18 protein-coding genes and 1 riboswitch are annotated in these 16,814 nt (G+C 53.6%); all 18 genes read right to left on the bottom strand.

Going from position 1 to position 16,814, the window contains the following annotated elements; genetic code table 11:
- Positions 1 to 167: 167 nt before the first annotated feature.
- The 18 genes from ccsA to lysA all read right to left on the bottom strand — a co-directional run bounded on the left by ccsA (position 168) and on the right by lysA (position 16,814).
- Complete coding sequence (gene ccsA, locus K2F33_RS18310; RefSeq protein WP_263878205.1) at positions 168 to 1,430, bottom strand: cytochrome c biogenesis protein CcsA; 1,263 nt, start codon at positions 1,428 to 1,430, stop codon at positions 168 to 170.
- Positions 1,427 to 3,118, bottom strand: a complete 1,692-nt coding sequence (locus tag K2F33_RS18305) for a cytochrome c biogenesis protein ResB (protein WP_244867184.1) — start codon at positions 3,116 to 3,118, stop codon at positions 1,427 to 1,429. The genes ccsA and K2F33_RS18305 overlap by 4 nt, the downstream gene beginning before the upstream one ends.
- A complete protein-coding gene (gene resA / locus K2F33_RS18300; RefSeq protein ID WP_076170064.1) occupies positions 3,118 to 3,642 on the bottom strand; it encodes a thiol-disulfide oxidoreductase ResA in 525 nt (174 codons plus the stop codon). Before resA ends, K2F33_RS18305 begins: the two co-directional genes overlap by 1 nt.
- Positions 3,643 to 3,770: 128 nt before the next feature.
- A complete protein-coding gene (locus tag K2F33_RS18295; RefSeq protein ID WP_076170063.1) occupies positions 3,771 to 4,511 on the bottom strand; it encodes a pseudouridine synthase in 741 nt (246 codons plus the stop codon).
- Positions 4,512 to 4,532: 21 nt separating this feature from the next.
- Positions 4,533 to 4,874: a peptidoglycan recognition protein family protein gene (locus tag K2F33_RS18290; RefSeq protein ID WP_076170062.1), complete on the bottom strand. Its 342-nt coding sequence runs from the start codon at positions 4,872 to 4,874 to the stop codon at positions 4,533 to 4,535.
- A 79-nt stretch (positions 4,875 to 4,953) separates the two neighbouring features.
- Positions 4,954 to 5,487, bottom strand: a complete 534-nt coding sequence (locus K2F33_RS18285) for a spore maturation protein (protein ID WP_076170061.1) — start codon at positions 5,485 to 5,487, stop codon at positions 4,954 to 4,956.
- A gap of 9 nt (positions 5,488 to 5,496) precedes the next feature.
- A complete protein-coding gene (locus K2F33_RS18280; RefSeq protein WP_145023865.1) occupies positions 5,497 to 6,144 on the bottom strand; it encodes a nucleoside recognition domain-containing protein in 648 nt (215 codons plus the stop codon).
- A 35-nt stretch (positions 6,145 to 6,179) separates the two neighbouring features.
- Entirely contained in the window at positions 6,180 to 7,370 is a 1,191-nt protein-coding gene (locus tag K2F33_RS18275) for a D-alanyl-D-alanine carboxypeptidase family protein (RefSeq protein WP_263878203.1), read from the bottom strand.
- Between the two features lie 120 nt (positions 7,371 to 7,490).
- On the bottom strand, positions 7,491 to 7,958 hold the full coding sequence (gene ytfJ / locus K2F33_RS18270) for a GerW family sporulation protein (protein ID WP_076170059.1): 468 nt from the start codon (positions 7,956 to 7,958) through the stop codon (positions 7,491 to 7,493).
- A 121-nt stretch (positions 7,959 to 8,079) separates the two neighbouring features.
- Positions 8,080 to 8,763: a DUF2953 domain-containing protein gene (locus K2F33_RS18265; RefSeq protein WP_186319988.1), complete on the bottom strand. Its 684-nt coding sequence runs from the start codon at positions 8,761 to 8,763 to the stop codon at positions 8,080 to 8,082.
- Between the two features lie 140 nt (positions 8,764 to 8,903).
- Entirely contained in the window at positions 8,904 to 9,503 is a 600-nt protein-coding gene (gene scpB / locus K2F33_RS18260) for an SMC-Scp complex subunit ScpB (RefSeq protein WP_105444744.1), read from the bottom strand.
- Positions 9,472 to 10,266, bottom strand: a complete 795-nt coding sequence (locus K2F33_RS18255) for a segregation and condensation protein A (RefSeq protein WP_145131946.1) — start codon at positions 10,264 to 10,266, stop codon at positions 9,472 to 9,474. Before K2F33_RS18255 ends, scpB begins: the two co-directional genes overlap by 32 nt.
- Before the next feature lie 126 nt (positions 10,267 to 10,392).
- Positions 10,393 to 10,860, bottom strand: coding sequence for a 6,7-dimethyl-8-ribityllumazine synthase (ribE, locus tag K2F33_RS18250; RefSeq protein ID WP_089548072.1), 468 nt, complete (start codon positions 10,858 to 10,860; stop codon positions 10,393 to 10,395).
- 20 nt (positions 10,861 to 10,880) lie between these two features.
- Positions 10,881 to 12,122 carry a bifunctional 3,4-dihydroxy-2-butanone-4-phosphate synthase/GTP cyclohydrolase II gene (locus K2F33_RS18245; RefSeq protein WP_318670950.1) on the bottom strand — a complete coding sequence of 414 codons (1,242 nt, stop codon included), beginning with the start codon at positions 12,120 to 12,122 and terminating at the stop codon, positions 10,881 to 10,883.
- A 56-nt stretch (positions 12,123 to 12,178) separates the two neighbouring features.
- Positions 12,179 to 12,844: a riboflavin synthase gene (locus K2F33_RS18240; protein ID WP_145131942.1), complete on the bottom strand. Its 666-nt coding sequence runs from the start codon at positions 12,842 to 12,844 to the stop codon at positions 12,179 to 12,181.
- A gap of 103 nt (positions 12,845 to 12,947) precedes the next feature.
- Positions 12,948 to 14,057: a bifunctional diaminohydroxyphosphoribosylaminopyrimidine deaminase/5-amino-6-(5-phosphoribosylamino)uracil reductase RibD gene (ribD, locus tag K2F33_RS18235; RefSeq protein WP_263878202.1), complete on the bottom strand. Its 1,110-nt coding sequence runs from the start codon at positions 14,055 to 14,057 to the stop codon at positions 12,948 to 12,950.
- A 413-nt stretch (positions 14,058 to 14,470) separates the two neighbouring features.
- A riboswitch (FMN riboswitch) is annotated at positions 14,471 to 14,642 on the bottom strand.
- Between the two features lie 184 nt (positions 14,643 to 14,826).
- A complete protein-coding gene (locus K2F33_RS18230) occupies positions 14,827 to 15,258 on the bottom strand; it encodes a peptidylprolyl isomerase (protein WP_145131938.1) in 432 nt (143 codons plus the stop codon).
- A 224-nt stretch (positions 15,259 to 15,482) separates the two neighbouring features.
- Entirely contained in the window at positions 15,483 to 16,814 is a 1,332-nt protein-coding gene (gene lysA / locus K2F33_RS18225) for a diaminopimelate decarboxylase (RefSeq protein WP_076170182.1), read from the bottom strand.

The following is a 16,814-nucleotide window of genomic DNA, read 5'->3' as shown; positions in this document are numbered from 1 at the left end:
CCCTTCTATGTTTCTGTGAAGAACTTGTCATAACTCCATGCTAATCTTAACAAAAATCCGTTTCAACATCCAAGCGTGCAATGTGAAACGGATTATTCAGTGCTAAATGGATTGAACTAGAGTAACAATTGGCTCCAGTTCAATCTATATAAATTGTCATAACTGGATCAGTTTGTACCCGCATAGGAGTGAAGTCCGGCAATGACCAGGTTCACGCCGACGAGGGTAAACATGACTACCAGGAAGCCGAGAACCGACAGCCATGACGACTGCCGTCCCTGCCAGCCGCGGGACAATCTGAGATGCAGGTAGGCACTGTAGAACAGCCAGCAGATGAGCGCCCACACTTCTTTCGGATCCCATCCCCAGAAGCGTCCCCAGGCCACCTGAGCCCAAATCATCGCAAAGATCAAGGCGCCGAGCGTAAAGATCGGAAACCCGATGGCGATCGCGCGGTAGCTGATCTCATCCAAATCATCGGGGTCGATCCCGTCCAGGAACGGAGAGGCCGCACGTCCAAGCGGCTTGCGCGCGATCAACCGGAGGATTCCGTACAGGATAATGCCGGAGATCACCGTCCAAATTATCGTGTTGAACTTGCGTCCCGCGTTGATCCCGTTCATCCAGGACGGAGCGCTGAACAGCGGCTTCGTCATGCCGAGGAACGGCTGATAGCTTTCGACCTTGCTGTGGTACGGCGCAACGATCGGCGGCAGCTTGTATTCGACGGTCTGCGTAACGCTCGTCGTTTGCCCGGCCGTTCCGGAAGCCTTCGTCTGGGTGAACACGGATTCATAACCGGCTGCACGGAAGGCAAAGACCGTAATGATAAACGAGATAACCAGAATGATCGAGAAAAATACGATTTCGACCCAGCGCTGCTGGCGTCTGTCCTTTTTATCCTTGCTGCTGAAATTCACCGTGCGCAGCAGGTACATAAAGCCTGCTGCAAATGCGATCGCGAAGAACGACTCTCCGGCCGCCGCCATCGTGACGTGGATTTTCAGCCAATAGGACTGCAGCGACGGAATCAGCGGCTGCACCTCCTGCGGAAATACCGCGGCGTATGCCATGATGATGATCGTGATCGGAACGGCGAACAAACCGAGTATCGTTTTGCGGTAAATGAGATATACCACCGTAAACGCCACCATGACCATCATCGAAAGGAATGACATGAATTCGTACATGTTGCTGACGGGAATATGTCCGCCGCCCGCCCACCGGGTAAAGAAGTACGTTAGCTCCAGCACCAGGCCGAGGGAGGATACCCCGAACGCGATATTCCCCCACTTCCTGCGGTGCGACTCCGGATCCCTGTTGCTCCACCGGCGGCCCATAATGGCGACCGCGAACAGGATGAACGCCGCGCAGTACAGGAAGAATGCGACGACGAACATGTTGCTGCTGAAATTTAACAATCCACTCATGAGTGATTCCCTCCGTTATCCAAGGACTTCTCGTCCACTTCCAGATTCATTTTGCGAAGTATTGCCGCAATCTCCCGGCGGATGCCGAACCAGTTCTTGTTGGTATGCGCACCGAGGGTCAGGTTCCCGTCGTCAATCCGCAGCCAGATCCGGCGGTGCTGCCAATAGAAGCCGAGTATAAGTCCAAGCATGACGATGGCTGCGCCTACCCAGACAAAAGGCATCGCTTTGTCCACCCGGATATTCAAATAGGTGGTCGACATCGATAAGTCCACATTTCCCATTCCTTTGACATCCAGCTCAAGCGGAACGCTGCCGCCGTTCATTTTGGCGTTTATGGCATCCTGCTGGAAGCGCTCCTTGTCGATTTGTTTCGGGAAATAGAAATAATGTACGCCCTCGGCTGGCAAATTCGGCCCTTTAATCAGGAAGAGAAAAGCCGGCGCGTTTGGATTCGGAGTTTTCGTGACGGGCTGACCGTTCTCGTCCAGCCCAAAATCGTTGTACTTCTCCTTCAACTCAAGCGAATATGGCCCTACCTTGTAGTTCCGCTCTGGATCCTTGATCTTCAGCTGGAACGTTCCGTAATCTTTGCCGGTCTTCTTGTCCACCAGGGAAGGCTTGACCGAACGGAGGACCGGTGTCAAATCGTAGTCAAACTGATAGGCCTTCAGGCCTTTGTAATCCATCGGGTCATTAACCTCGATATTGTGATGATCTACGGCCTTCAGCGTAGGCTGTTTGGACGGATCATTGCAGTTGGCCGTACATTCGTACAGGGTCGCCTGCGTCTTGAACAGTTTTGGAAGCACCTTGTTTTTGCCCTGAAATTCCTTTGGCAAATCTTGTTCCGAATAATATTCAACCGTAAACTTCTCGTTCTTCAAATAATACGACGTATTCGGAATGTGCTTGATTTCGCCTTCTGGAAAAGCGACATGCTGATCCATGTGCAGACCGGGCAAGCCGCGGGCCAGCACGGCCAGCAGGAAAATGATCAGTCCGATATGGATGACGTATGGTCCCCAGCGGCTGAAGCGGTATTTTTCTGCGAGTAAAGCGTTATCCAAGGTATGTACACGGTAGCCTCTTTTCTTGATGTGGACGGATGCCTGCTCCACCCATTCTTTGGACTCCAGATCTACCGGTCCCTGATACACCACGCGCTGACGGGTCAGGAACTGCTTATGCTTCAAAATTCTTTGCTTGGTAAGCGCTTTGTACAGTGGCAGCACCCGGTCCAGGCTGCAGATGACCAGCGATGCGCCGATCATGACGAGCAGGAGGACAAACCACCAGGATTCGTACGTATGCGACAGGCCCAGCTTGTAATAAATCAATCCGGGCGTGCCGTAAGTTTCCTTGTAGTACGTTGAGGGATCGATGTTCAGAAATGTGTTTTCCTGGGGGAAAATCGTCCCGAGCATCGATCCGAGCAGGGTCAGGATAATCATGTATACGGCGATCTTTACAGACGAAAAGAAGTTCCAGATCCGGTCTATGAAATTCGGGTTGGCACGCTGAGAGCGTCGTGCCATCCCGTCATAGCGCATCTCCAGAACTTCGTTGGACTCGCGGTCTTGTTCTTCCAATGGCCTTCCGCAAGCCTCGCAGAGCACCGTCCCCACGGGGTTTTGGTGCCCGCACTCGCACTTGGTGTTCTTGAATGCAATAACTTCCTTCATCATCAGGAATTCACCAACTCTTCAATTTGCTGATCGAGAGTTTGCAAATCCAGCTGTCCCAGATGGATTTTATTGATTTTCCCGTTAGGCGAGACAAAAAACGTCGTAGGCAGCGGGGATATTCCGTAGGATTGAATGGCGTCCTTCTCGGGATCCAGCATTACAGGGAAGCTGACATGGACCTGCTTCACAAAATTTTCCACGGCCATCTTGTCCTCGCCGGCGTTGATGCCAACGATGACAACATCCTTATCCTTCCACTTATCATACTGGGCCTGCAGGGCGGGCATTTCCTTCACGCATGGTTCGCACCAGGTTCCCCAGAAATTGACAACAAGCGCCTTGCCTTTATATTCATCGAGCGTATGAACCTTGCCGTCCAGCCCGAGCAAGTCAAAGTTCGGCGCCTTACTGCCTTCCGTCGGTTTGCCATTAGAGCCCGAAACCTGTGTCGTAATGGCGTAACCGCCCAAAATGACAATCAACAGCAGGATAATGATTTGAACCTTTTTTCTAGATTTACCCATGCCAAAAGCTCCCTTTCCATGACAAATCACATATTTTAAGCGCAGAGTTTGAACAACCTATGAACAATTATAGCGAAATAATGTCACAGGTGCTCCGGGAGTATTTGAAAATTATGTGTCCTTCCGTTCTATCTTTTGTTTAAATTTCCCGATTTAGCCATATTTAATAAACTTTGTACTTCATCCTTTGTCAGATGGCGGTACAAACCGCGCTTCAAATTGTGCAGCAGCAGGTCGCCGAACGCCACACGTTTCAGCCGGATCACCGGGTGCTTGATCGCATCAAACATCCGTCTGACCTGCCGGTTGCGGCCTTCATGAATCGTGATGCTGATTACGGCTTCGTTCTTCTCCGTGTCGATATCTTTATATTCGACTTCGGCAGGGGCTGTCATACCATCCTCCAGCTGAATGCCAGCTTTGAGCTTGTCCAGGTCGCTGCCATGCGGGATCCCCTCCACCGTCGCAAGATACGTTTTGGGCACATGATGCCGCGGGTGAGTCAGCAGATTGGCAAATTCGCCGTCATTGGTCAGCAGCAGCAGACCTTCGGTATCGTAGTCCAGACGGCCGACCGGATAAACCCGCTCTTTGATGCCTTTCAAATAATCGGTTACGATTTTTCGTCCCTCCGGGTCGGACGCGCTGGTAATAACCCCTTTCGGCTTGTTGAACACGATGTAAATCTTCTGCTCGTGCTTGATCGGTTTGCCGTTCACCTTGATGATATCTTGATTCGGGTCCGCCTTGGTCCCCAGCGTGGTTACGGTTTCCCCGTTAACTTCCACTTTGCCGGCCAGGATCAATTCTTCGCACTTACGGCGCGAAGCGATACCTGCCTGCGCTAACACTTTCTGTAATCTTTCCATGTTCAATAGGTCACCTCAACCCTAATGATAACCATCAACAGGATAAATCACAAGTTCGTTCCATGGAAAATCCGCTCCTGGGCAGGTGTCGGAGTGAGGATACAAATAGAGGGGAGAAATGTTGTAGCGGCGTGCCAGCTCCATAATAAGCTTGCTGGCAACGAACAGCTGCTGTTTTTCGGCAGCGCGAAACAGGGTGTATTCGCGGTTGAAATCACCCTGGAGGCAAATATGGATATGGGACGGATCGGTGACGTAAGGGGAAGAAACGACCGAGGCATCCTCCCCGATCCAAAAATCATACCCTTTCCCGTTGATGGAAGGGCATACGGAATGATGAATGATAAAGCCTTCGAATGTCATGCGGATCACCTCATTTATACTAGCCTGAGCTTGGTACAGTATATGAGGTGTCCATGAAACCGTTCCACACGGCTGCCGGTTATCCGAAGAACAGCAGGCAGACGGCAATGGCCGCTGCAAATCCTACCGCATCCGATAAGAGACCGACCTTAAGCGCATACCGCCCGTTGCGGATCCCGACCGCGCCCAAATAAACAGTGAGCACGTACAGCGTCGTATCCGTACTCCCTTGTATCGTTGAAGCCATCCGTCCGATCATGGAATCCGGGCCGTACACCGAGATCAGATCGGTGGCGAATGCGAGGGACCCTGTTCCTGTCAGCGGCCGCAGCAGACCAAGGGGCAATATTTCGCTCGGAACGCCCAAATGCTGAAGGAAGGGACCTGTCCAGCCCACAAAAAAATCAAGGGCCCCTGAGGCCCGGAAAATGCTGATCCCTACCATCATCCCGACCAGGTTAGGAATGATTTGAATGGCCGTTTGAAATCCCTCTTTGGCTCCGTCGACGAAGGACTCGTACACCGGCACCTTCTTGGTAAAAGCATATAGGGGAATAAACGCGATCAGTACCGGGATCGCCCAGGCCGATATCAAATTGATGAACGCCACCATACGCCCTGCTCACCCTTTCAGCTCGGATTGGGAGGAAGAAACGGGACCCGCATGCACCGGCGGCTTCTTCGGCCTGCTGCGCATAAATTTGCGCCGGTACCAGCGGTCCATCACGATGGCGGCCAACGTTGCCACGGCGGTCGCCATCAGTGTGGTGCCAACGATATCGGTCGGATTGGCGGACTGATAGTTCATCCGGATCGCGATCAGCGTAGTCGGAATCAAGGTGATGCTGGCCGTGTTGAGCGCCAGCAGCGTGCACATCGCCGGGCTGGCGGCCGTCTTATCGGGATTCAGCGTCTGCAGCTCCTGCATCGCCTTGATGCCCATTGGCGTGGCTGCGTTGCCTAAACCGAGCAGATTCGCACTCATATTGGACAATATGTAACCCATGGCAGGATGGTTTTTCGGCACATCCGGAAATAAAAAGGTGACGATCGGGCTCAGCAGCCGGGCTATTTTTTTCAGAAGTCCCGAATCTTCAGCAAGGCGCATCATACCGAGCCAGAAGACCAGCACGCTGATTAACCCGAAACATACTGTCACCCCGGTCTTAGCCCCGTCGAAGGCCGCAGAAGTGACCAGTTCAATCTTCCCCTGGGCTGCTGCAAAACCGAATCCAATCAGAATAAGCCCCAGCCAAATTGCATTGATCATTTCGTATCCCCTCTCCCCAGGTTGTTACGTTAACATCAGGCACCAGGCTGAAGCAGACGCTTCATCACCACGCTGAACCATTGTCCCCAATTACTTTTGTGAGCGGGTGCCATCGTCTGCTCAGCAGCTGTTCCGGACGCCGTTCGTTCCGGCAGCACGCTTCCTTTTCTGTAGACCGGAATTTCTCCGATCTTTTCCCCTTTCAGCGACACCTCGATTTTCCCTCTCAGCCCGAATCTCAAATCCGGCGCTCCTTCCTCCGCTTCAGGATAGAGCACCAGCTTCTTGTTGACCTGAGCTTCCTCGCCATCGGCAAAAGGGTACTGGAACGTTTGGCTGACGACCAAATCCTGACCCTGTACCGACTCCCCTTTTTCGGTCAGCTGTTTCAACGGGTAGTATTCAAACCCGTAATCCAGCATTCTGCCGTGGTCGTTCCAGTCGTCCCCGTCGTTCAGTGTCACGGCGACCAGCTGCTGGCCGTTGCGGGTTGCCGAGCTGACCAGGCAGCGGAACGCCTTTTTGGTATAGCCGGTCTTGACCCCGTCCGCTCCTTCATAAAGGCGGAGCATTTTATTTTTGTTATCCCATTTGTAGTCCCAGGATTCATTCGGATTCGGAACCTTCTTCGTCGGCGTCTTCACGATTTCCTTAAAAACCGGATTATGCAGGGCATATGCCGTCAGCTTGGCCAAATCGTTGGCCGATGAATAATGGCCTTCCTCGTCCAGTCCGTGCGGATTCATAAAATGCGAATGGGAAAGGCCCAGCATACGGGCTTTCTCGTTCATCAAATAGACAAACCCCTCCACAGAACCGCCGACGTGCTCGGCAATCGCCGTGGCCGCGTCATTGCCTGAACGCAGCATCAGCCCGTACAGCATATTTTCCAGGGTCATTTCTTCCCCCAGCTTGAGATAGATGGAAGACCCTTCTTTGCCAAAGGCGTTTTTGCTGACCTTCACTTCGCTGTCCAGCTTGCCATGCTCAATCGCTACGATGGCGGTCATGATTTTCGTCAGGCTGGCGATCCGGAGCTCATCGTCCCCATGGCTGGAATACAGCAGCCTGCCTGAAGTGACATCGATCAAGGCTGCGGCCTGAGCGTGGGTGCCGAGAGCGGGTAAATTTTTCGCGGCCGATGCCCGGCTTGTACCGGCAAAGCCGCTGGCGATGAGTGTGATGACCGCAATCCAGCTCCATATTCGTTTATGCTTGATCCACATGTTATCTTTCCTTTCGGTTCAGAAAATCTTGTACAAGTATATGCTTGGCCTAACTCGGGTATGCCAAACGTGCAAACCAGAAAAAATCCCTCCCGGCTGACGGAAGGGATTGGCACAGGCTTAAAACAATGAAGGATTGATCTCCGAAGTCGTCGTTTGGGCTGGATTGACAGCACCCGTTTGCGTATTCGTTTGGAACATCGACGTGATTTTATCCACCATAGACGGTGCGGAATCAATTAATTTCTCGAATAAATGCGTTTGATTATCGAGCGGAACGATATTCACGCCTGCTTTGCCGACAACGAGAAATGCGATCGGACGAATCGAAACTCCGCCGCCGCTGCCCCCGCCAAACGGCAAGGACTTGGATTCATGTCCGGGAGCCGCGCTCACGCTTTTACTGATATCATCCGCGTTAAAATCACTTCCCCCTGCAGCAAAGCCAAAGCCCACCTTACTGATCGGAAGGATGACGCTGCCGTCAGGAGTTTCTACAGGGTCGCCGACGATTGTGTTGACATCAACCATGCCTTTGATGTTTTCCATCGCAGTCTGCATTAAGCCTTGAATCGGATGCTCTGCCATGTTGATTCCTCCTAGTGTGTTGATAATAAGCTCTGAGCCACAGATGTTAGCTTGCCCATATCCCTTTGAAGTATGTAGTCCCGCCTGTGCGGCCGGTACCGTTAAATTAAGTAAGCCTTTGTTATCGCAGAACCTGTTTGGCCAATCGGAACCAATGGATCGGACCTCCCGGTACTTTGAGAATTCGGGCCATCAACATGATGCCGGCATACAAGGCATAACCGCAGGATATGCGGGCGACGCAGGACAGCTCAGTGGCAAACTGCGGCTCATCCTTAAACACCGGAACGACAAAGAGCCTTGGATTGTTCCGCATGCGTACTTTAAAGGAAAGCCAGCCCACCAGGGTCGTTTTGAGCCCCCACACGGTTCCCGTTGCGATCGCAGTCCATGCTGCATCGCCGGTTGATAAATTGGTGGACCAATCCAGCTTCATGATGTTTACATGCTGCATGGTACGGTAAAACCATTCCTTTAAAGAAGCCGTCGACTGGAGCATAATTCTCACTTCATCTGCCCAATGGTCCAGCCGTCTTTTGTTAATATGCGCTTTTCCGACGGTTTGGCCGTTACGGAAACTGTTTTTGCTCTCAAGCCGGAGCATAAAGCCCTTTTTCATATTGGCAAACACCAGGGAAGGCATTTCATAATGCATCTTTACGATTCCATACAGCATCTTGACGTCCAATACGGCCTTGTCATCCTTATTATGCTTGCTGTACCATAATGTAATGGTAATGCTTGACATTACGACGGCAACCAGCAGAATGATCAGGAGAACAATAATGGCGACTACAATCCACACGTATAAACCCCCAAGTCTGTCCATAAATCTTCCTGTGCATAGTATGGCATTCCCCAATGGAAAAGATTCGGCCACAAGCTTTTTTTGAACGCCAAAGACCCACCCGGGAAATCCGGATGGGTCTTGTTGTTTATGCAGTTTTACGGCACATCGTCAAACGTCAGCTGTCTTCCGTCCAGCTTTTCGAACAAGAGCTGGGTTTCTTCCTCCAGATTATCCGTATCTTCAAATATGGCCGGCTCCGGGAGCGCCTGAAGATTCGGCAGGCCAAAGTAATCGAGGAACGACTTGGTCGTACCGTACAAAATCGGACGCCCGATCGCCTCCGCCCGTCCCGTCTCCTCGATCAGGTCCTTGTTGACCAGCGTCTGGATCGCCCGCTCGGATTTGACGCCGCGGATCTCCTCGATTTCCACCCGGGTAATCGGCTGCCGGTAGGCCACGATGGCCAGCGTCTCAAGTGCCGCCTGCGACAGCGAGGATCGGGATGGGGAATAAGCGAGCCGTTCAAAATACGGGGCGTGATCGGGCAGCGTAGCCAGCTGATAGCTGCCGGCAATCTGGACGACCTGGATCCCCCTTTTCTCCCTGACAAAATCCTCCTTCATTTCCTCCAGGGCGTCGGTCACCAGCTCGGGACGGTGCTCGACGACCTCGGCAATCTGCTTGGCAGTCAGCCCTTCATCCCCCGCCAAAAAGAGCAGCCCCTCAATAATCGATTTCAACGTCGGAAAGTCCATTCGAGAGACCTCCCCCTTTCCATTCCATCACAATGTCGTCGAACAGCTTTTCCTGATAACAAATAATTTGTTTCATCTTCATCAGCTCCAAAATGGCCAGAAACGTCACGACGATTTCATGACGTACCATCTCTTCATGCAGCAGCTTGGAAAACAATAGTTTTCCACCGGGCCCGCTGGTTTCCAGGGCATGCACCACCTCGCGGATCCGATCCTTCACCGAAATTTCGTCCCGCTGGATTTTGGCGTAGCTTGTCCGCTTCGACGCCTTGCGCAGCGCCTTCTGAAAAGCCGCGACCAAATCGGAGGCGTGCAGGCCTTTGACCGGATTATCCGACACGCGCGGCACCCACGGCGTCAAATCCTCGGGCTCCTTGGAGTAGATCAGGCTCCGTTCAAATTCCTTTTCCTGCAAATGCTTGGCAATCCCTTTATATTTGCGGTATTCGATCAGCTTCTGCACGAGCTCCGCCCGCGGATCGATTTCTTCTTCTTCATAAAAGTCAAACTCGTCCATTTCAAATACCGGAGGCTTCGGCAGCAGGAGCTTGCTCTTGATCGACAGCAGCGTGGCCGCCATAACCAGAAACTCACTGGTGATATCCAATTCGAGCTCCTGCATGCTCTGCAAATATTCCATATATTGATCGGTAATCTCACTGACGGGGATATCCTGGATGTCGATTTCCGCTTTGTCAATCAGGTGCAGCAGCAAATCAAGCGGTCCTTCAAACGTTTCCAGCTTGTATAATACGGTGTTCACAGCTTATCCTCCCGTCACATAAAGTACGCCCGCCAAGCGGGGCTGTGTCCCAATGGGCCCCGTAAGGCACTTTGCGGACATAAAAAATGCAGTACCCGTAAAAAAGGGTACTACATTAAATAAGCACTATTTTAACTGTTTCGTCAAGTTGGCCATTTCAATTGCCGCCACCGCAGCATCATATCCTTTATTTCCAGCCTTCGTTCCGGCCCGTTCCACCGCCTGCTCGATGTTCTCCGTCGTCAAGACGCCGAAAATGGTAGGAACGCCGGTTTTCAGGTTGATCGCCGCCACGCCTTTGGCCACCTCGTTGCACACATAGTCGTAATGGGAGGTTGACCCCCGGATAACCGTGCCGAGCGTAATGACGGCGTCGTACTTGCCGCTTTCGGCCATCTTCTGGGCAATCAGCGGGATTTCGAAAGCTCCCGGAACCCACGCCACGTCCACTTCTTCTTCCTTGGCGCCGTGCCGCTTGAGGCCGTCGAGTGCGCCGCCCAGCAGCTTGCTGGTGATAAACTCATTGAATCTTCCTACCACGATGCCGTATTTTAATCCTTCGGATACCAAATTTCCTTCATAGATATGTGCCATGCTTCATCAGCCTCCTGTAATTATTCGGTAGTCGTCGTCAATGAATCGGGCTGCTCAAACTTCAGCATGTGCCCCAGCTTCATTTGCTTCGTATGCAAGTAGTTCTCGTTGTCCTTATTGGCCTGCATTTGGATCGGCACGCGCTCGACCATTTCCAGCCCGTAGCCCTCCAGGCCTTTGATTTTGCGCGGATTGTTCGTCAGCAGCCGAATTTGCCGAATGCCGAGATCCTTCAATATTTGAGCTCCGATGCCGTAATCGCGAAGATCCGCGGGGAATCCGAGCTTCAGGTTGGCATCGACCGTATCAAGGCCCTCCTCCTGCAGCTTATAGGCTCTAAGCTTGTTAAGGAGCCCGATGCCGCGTCCCTCCTGACGCATGTACAGCAGCACGCCGCGGCCTTCTTCGTTGATCTGCCGAAGTGCGGCTTCAAACTGCGGGCCGCAATCGCAGCGATGAGAATGGAACACGTCCCCTGTCAGGCATTCGGAATGGACGCGGGTGAGCACCGGCTCCCCGGATGCGATGTCCCCTTTGACGAGCGCCAAATGCTCTTTATTGTCCACCGCATTCGTATAGGCAACGACCTGGAACTCGCCGAAGTCCGTCGGCATCCGCACCGAAACCTCGCGGGTAACGAGCTTTTCCTTATTGTTGCGGTACTGGATCAAATCCTTGATGCTGATCAGCTTGAGACCATGTTTTTTGGCGATCTGCACCAGGTCCGGCAGCCGTGCCATCGTCCCGTCCTCTTTGATAATCTCGCAGATCACCCCGGCCGGGAACGATCCGCTGAGACGGGCGAGATCCACCGCCGCTTCAGTATGGCCGGCGCGCCGGAGCACGCCGCCGGTTTTGGCAATCAGCGGAAACATGTGGCCGGGGCGCCGGAAATCGGCTGCGGTCGCTTCCGGATCGGCCAGCGCTTTGGCGGTCAGGGACCGCTCATAGGCGGAGATGCCCGTTGTGGTCTCCTTGTGGTCGATGGAGACGGTAAAAGCCGTGCCGTGATGGTCCGTATTGTTCGATACCATCGGCTTCAGGCCGAGCTCAGCGGCTCTTTCCTCCGTAATTGGCATGCAGACCAGTCCGCGTCCTTCCGTGATCATGAAGTTGATGACTTCAGGCGTTGCCTGATCCGCCAAGGCGATAAAATCGCCTTCGTTCTCGCGGTCCTCGTCGTCCACGACGATAACGACCTTGCCTGCCGACAAGTCGGACACCGCATCTTCAATGCGGTCAAACACAAAATCCTCCTTCATGGGTTTCCCTCCTATTCCTGCATGGGCTTATTGGCCTGTCTGTCCTCTTGCCTGCCTCATGCAAATCCGTGTTGTGCTAGCAGCTCCATGCTGATTCCGGAAGGTTCAGGACGCCCATTCCCTTCCCCTGTTCGGTAGTGAAGCAAATGGTCCACATACTTTCCGAGAATGTCGCATTCCAGATTCAGCGCACTTCCGGGCTTTTTGTCCGCCAGACTTGTCTCCGCAAGCGTATGCGGGATAATGGAAACGGTGAATGTTGTGGCGCTTGTCTTGACCACCGTCAAGCTGATGCCGTCCAGGGTAATAGATCCTTGCGGGATGATGTAGCGGAGCAGAGCAGTATCTTCCGGCTCCACTTCGATCAACACCGCATTCTGATCCCGGTCCATCGCCCGGATCGTTCCTGTCCCGTCGGCATGTCCCTGCACGATATGTCCGCCGAAGCGGGCACCCACCTGCATGGCGCGCTCCAAATTCACCCGGCTTCCGGCCCCCAGCGATTTCAAGTTGGAGTGGCGGTACGTTTGCGGCATGACGTCCACCGCGAACGAACGGGCTCCAATCTCGACAGCCGTGAGGCAGACGCCATTGACCGAGACGCTGTCCCCGATTTTGAGATCGCCCATAATCCGGGAGGCCTCGATATGGAGGATCATCGCTTCCCCTTTGCTGGAGACGCCCCGCATGACGCCGACCTCTTCAACCAAACCGGTAAACATCGCAACCGCTCCTTTCTGTCCTGTAAAGAAGTATTTCATAAGATTCATATCGTTAACCATGTGCAGCTCATTAAAAAGTTAAGTATCGTTTTTCCGGATCAGGTCATACCGGCCAAACCGGCTTTCCGCTGATGCAGACGTTATCCCCGAGCACTTCGGTCTCTACATCTTCCAGCCGGACGGCGTCCGCCATCTTGTCGGCGCCTCGCAGCGAGAAGTTGACGGGGGCCGCCGGACCTCCAACGATTTTCGGTGCGAAATAGAGCACGATCCGGTCGATCAGCCGGCCCTCCAGCAAGGAACCGTTCAGCCGGCCGCCGCCTTCCACCAGAATCGAGCCGATCTCACGTTTGCCCATCTCCTGCATCGCCAGGCGAAGATCGACCTGCGGGCCCGATCCGCAGCGGATCGTTTCTACGCCGATCTTCTTAAGGGCTTCCTCCTTATCCAGATCGGCGCGTTCCGTCGTCAAAATGACGGTCGGCGCAGCTCCATCCCGAACCACCTTCGACTCAAGCGGTATCCGCAGCAAGGAATCGACGATGATCCGCACAGGATTCAGACCGATGGCGCCCTGCAGCCGGGTGGTCAGCTGCGGATTGTCCGCGATCACCGTATTTACGCCAACCATAATCCCTTGATGCCGGTGGCGGAGCGTATGAACCTGCTCCCGGGCCGCTTCGTTCGTGATCCACTTACTGTCTCCCGATTCGGCCGCGATGCGCCCGTCCAGCGTGCTTGCTGTCTTGACCGTCACATAGGGAAGCCCGGTTGTAATATACTTGATAAACTTTTCGTTCATGCGGCGGGACCTGTCACCGAGCAGCCCAACCTCCACCTCAATCCCGCTGCGGCGGAGCAACTCGATTCCTCTGCCCGCCACTTGGGGGTTGGGATCTTCGCAGGCCACGACGACCCGCTTCACCTTCTCGCGGATGAGGCGTTCGCTGCATGGCGGCGTTTTTCCGTAATGGCTGCAGGGCTCCAGCGTTACATAAACCGTACTCCCCTCCGCACGTTCACCCGCCATATTCAGCGCATGTACTTCCGCATGGGCGGTTCCCCGCTGCAAATGCGTGCCAAGCCCAACCATCTCCCCGTCTTTAACGACGACGCAGCCGACAACCGGATTGATCCCGGTCTGACCTTGTGCCCGCTCCGCCATATCGAGCGCAAGCGCCATATAAAATTCATCGTTGATGATGCCGTCCATTCATCTCCCCCCTTGTTCGGAATCAGGACATCCCCTCAAAGCTAAGTCTCGGCTTCGGGCGCTTTGCGGATACTTCGTATGTTGGAATTTCCATGGTAAATCACCTTACCATGCGCTGCTTTGGCTCAGCGCTGTTTAAACCGGCACTTAGCGGGGAGCCCAGGTCTTTGTAAAAAAGCAAAAAGCCCCGGGATGGCTTAAACCATCCTCGGGGCTGTGAGAGACAAGTCAGATACACTCCAATAAGGCTGCAGAATCCCAAAAATCAGGATCAGCCAAATAAGTCATCGGTAGCGTAAAGTCGTCAACAAACAGAAGCCGTCCCTCCAAGGACAACCTTCTACTATGTGAAAACAACCACGTACACGTGACATCTTATTGGACAGCTGCACTCCCAACTGAAGCGCACGCTTTCTCTCCTTCTCCCATCCAGACTATACTGTCGGTCCCGGATTTGCACCAGGTCCACCGTACGCTAAGCGTCAAACGAAGCGTCCGGGTCACGGACTGAGACGGGCGCCAGAACTGATCGGCTGCCGCGTCATCACCGCCGGTAGGGAATTTCACCCTGCCCCGAAGGATATAACCAATATCAATATGCAATTGGCAGATGGAATGGCTGCCTAGCGGAAGCCCCATCTATACTAGGAAATGTTAACACTGCCTCGGCAAAAAATCAATACGCCTCTTTTCCCGGCCCAGAACAAAAAGCCGCTTGTCCCTTTTGGAAACAGGGAAAGCGGCTGATAAATCGTGCGCGACTCGCAGATTAAGCTTCGTATACTTCGACCGTCTTCATCACGTCGCGGCCTTGGAACGCGTCGACGTATTCCATGCCCTTCGTCACTTTGCCGAATACAGTATGCTGTCCGTCGAGATGCGGCTGCGGCTGGTAGCAGATATAGAACTGGCTTCCGCCGGTGTTGCGGCCGGCATGTGCCATCGCCAGCGATCCGCGCTCGTGTTTGTTCGGGTTGATTTCGCAGTTGATCGTGTAACCAGGGCCGCCGGTACCGGTGCCGTTCGGGCATCCGCCCTGCGCAACGAATCCCGGAATGACGCGGTGGAACACCAGACCGTTGTAGAAACCGGAGTTTGCCAGTTTCTCAAAGTTCGCCACCGTGTTCGGAGCGTCTTGTTCAAACAGATCGAGCAGCACTTCGCCGCCGTTTTCAAGAGTGATTTTTGCTTGCTTGGCCATTATGTCAATGACTCCTTTCATGTCTTTCCTGAGTGTTAACAGACATCTTCTAGTTTACTATGAAATCCCGGGCGAAGCAAAATAATTCCGCATTCTTCCTCGTTCTATAAACGCGCAAAAGGACCCCTCTGCATTCCCCAATACAGAGATGATCCTTTATACTGCGCACCAATTCATTTACCAGAGGCGCTGGCGAACAGCACCTGCCCCCTTAATGCATCTCCTTACTTAAGCACAGCCTGCTTTGCGATCCGCTCAGGAATGACATCGTGGCCGATGATATCCTGAAGGCTCTCGCGGCGAACGACCAGGTCGCTTTGACCTTGGTTCACGAACACGACCGCCGGTTTGCGGATCCGGTTGTAGTTGCTCGCCATGGAATAGTTGTAGGCCCCTGTGCACGAAACGGCGAGCAGGTCACCGTTATTGACTTTCGGAAGCTCTGCATCCCAAATCAGCATGTCGCCGCTCTCGCAGCATTTGCCGGCTATGGACACGGTTTCTTCCGGCTTGTCGTTGGCACGGTTGGCCAGCATGGCCTCATACTTCGACTCGTACAGCGCCGGGCGCGGGTTGTCCGTCATGCCGCCATCCACGGCCACGTACTTGCGCACACCCGGAATATCCTTGCTGGTGCCGACGGTGTACAAGGTTGTCCCCGCATCGCCCACGATGCTGCGGCCCGGTTCCACCCAAATTTCCGGCAGCTCGCTTCCCCACTCGGCAAAATGCGTTTTCACCGCGTCGGTAATCGCCTTCACGTACTGGCTGACTTCAAGCGGCGTGTCGCCTTCAACGTAACGGATACCAAAGCCTCCGCCGAGGTTCACTACTTTGAACTGCACGCCCAGCTGTTCTTTGACACTCTTGGCAAATTCGGCTACACGCTGAACCGCCATCTGAAATCCGTCGACTTCGAAGATCTGCGACCCGATATGGGAATGGACGCCGAGAAGCTCCAGATGCTCCTGAGCGGCAGCTGCTTTGACTGCTTCAAACGCAGAGCCGTTACCGATGTCGAAACCGAATTTCGAGTCGGTTTGGCCGGTTGAAATATATTCATGCGTATGAGCTTCAACCCCTGGTGTGACGCGGAGCAAAATGTTGACCTTCACCTTTTTCTCAGCCGCCACCGATTCCAGCACATGCAGCTCAACAAAATTGTCTACGACGAAGCAGCCGATGCCGGCGTCGATCGCCATTTCCATCTCTTCCACCGTCTTGTTGTTGCCGTGGAAATGGATGCGCTTGGCCGGGAAGCCTGCCTGAAGCGCCGTGAACAATTCGCCGTCGGACACGACGTCTAGGGACATGTCCTCTTCCTCTGCGATCCGGCACATGGCCATGACGCAGAACGCCTTGCTGGCGTAAGCCACCTGGAATTTCAGTCCGGACGCGCGGAACGCATCGACGTATTCGCGGCACCGCGTGCGGACCAGCTCCTCGTCGACGATATAAAGCGGCGTACCATATTGCTTCTTCAGCTCGGTAACGTCACAGCCACCGATTTCCAGGTGACCGTCCGCATTGATTTTACTTGTACCATGTAGAAACAT

Source organism: Paenibacillus sp. PSB04, assembly GCF_025809195.1.
GTDB classification, from domain to species: Bacteria; Bacillota; Bacilli; order Paenibacillales; family Paenibacillaceae; genus Paenibacillus_AQ; species Paenibacillus_AQ favisporus.
The sequence above is the reverse complement of the archived record's forward strand: the minus strand, read 5'-3'. Positions and strand labels throughout refer to the sequence as shown.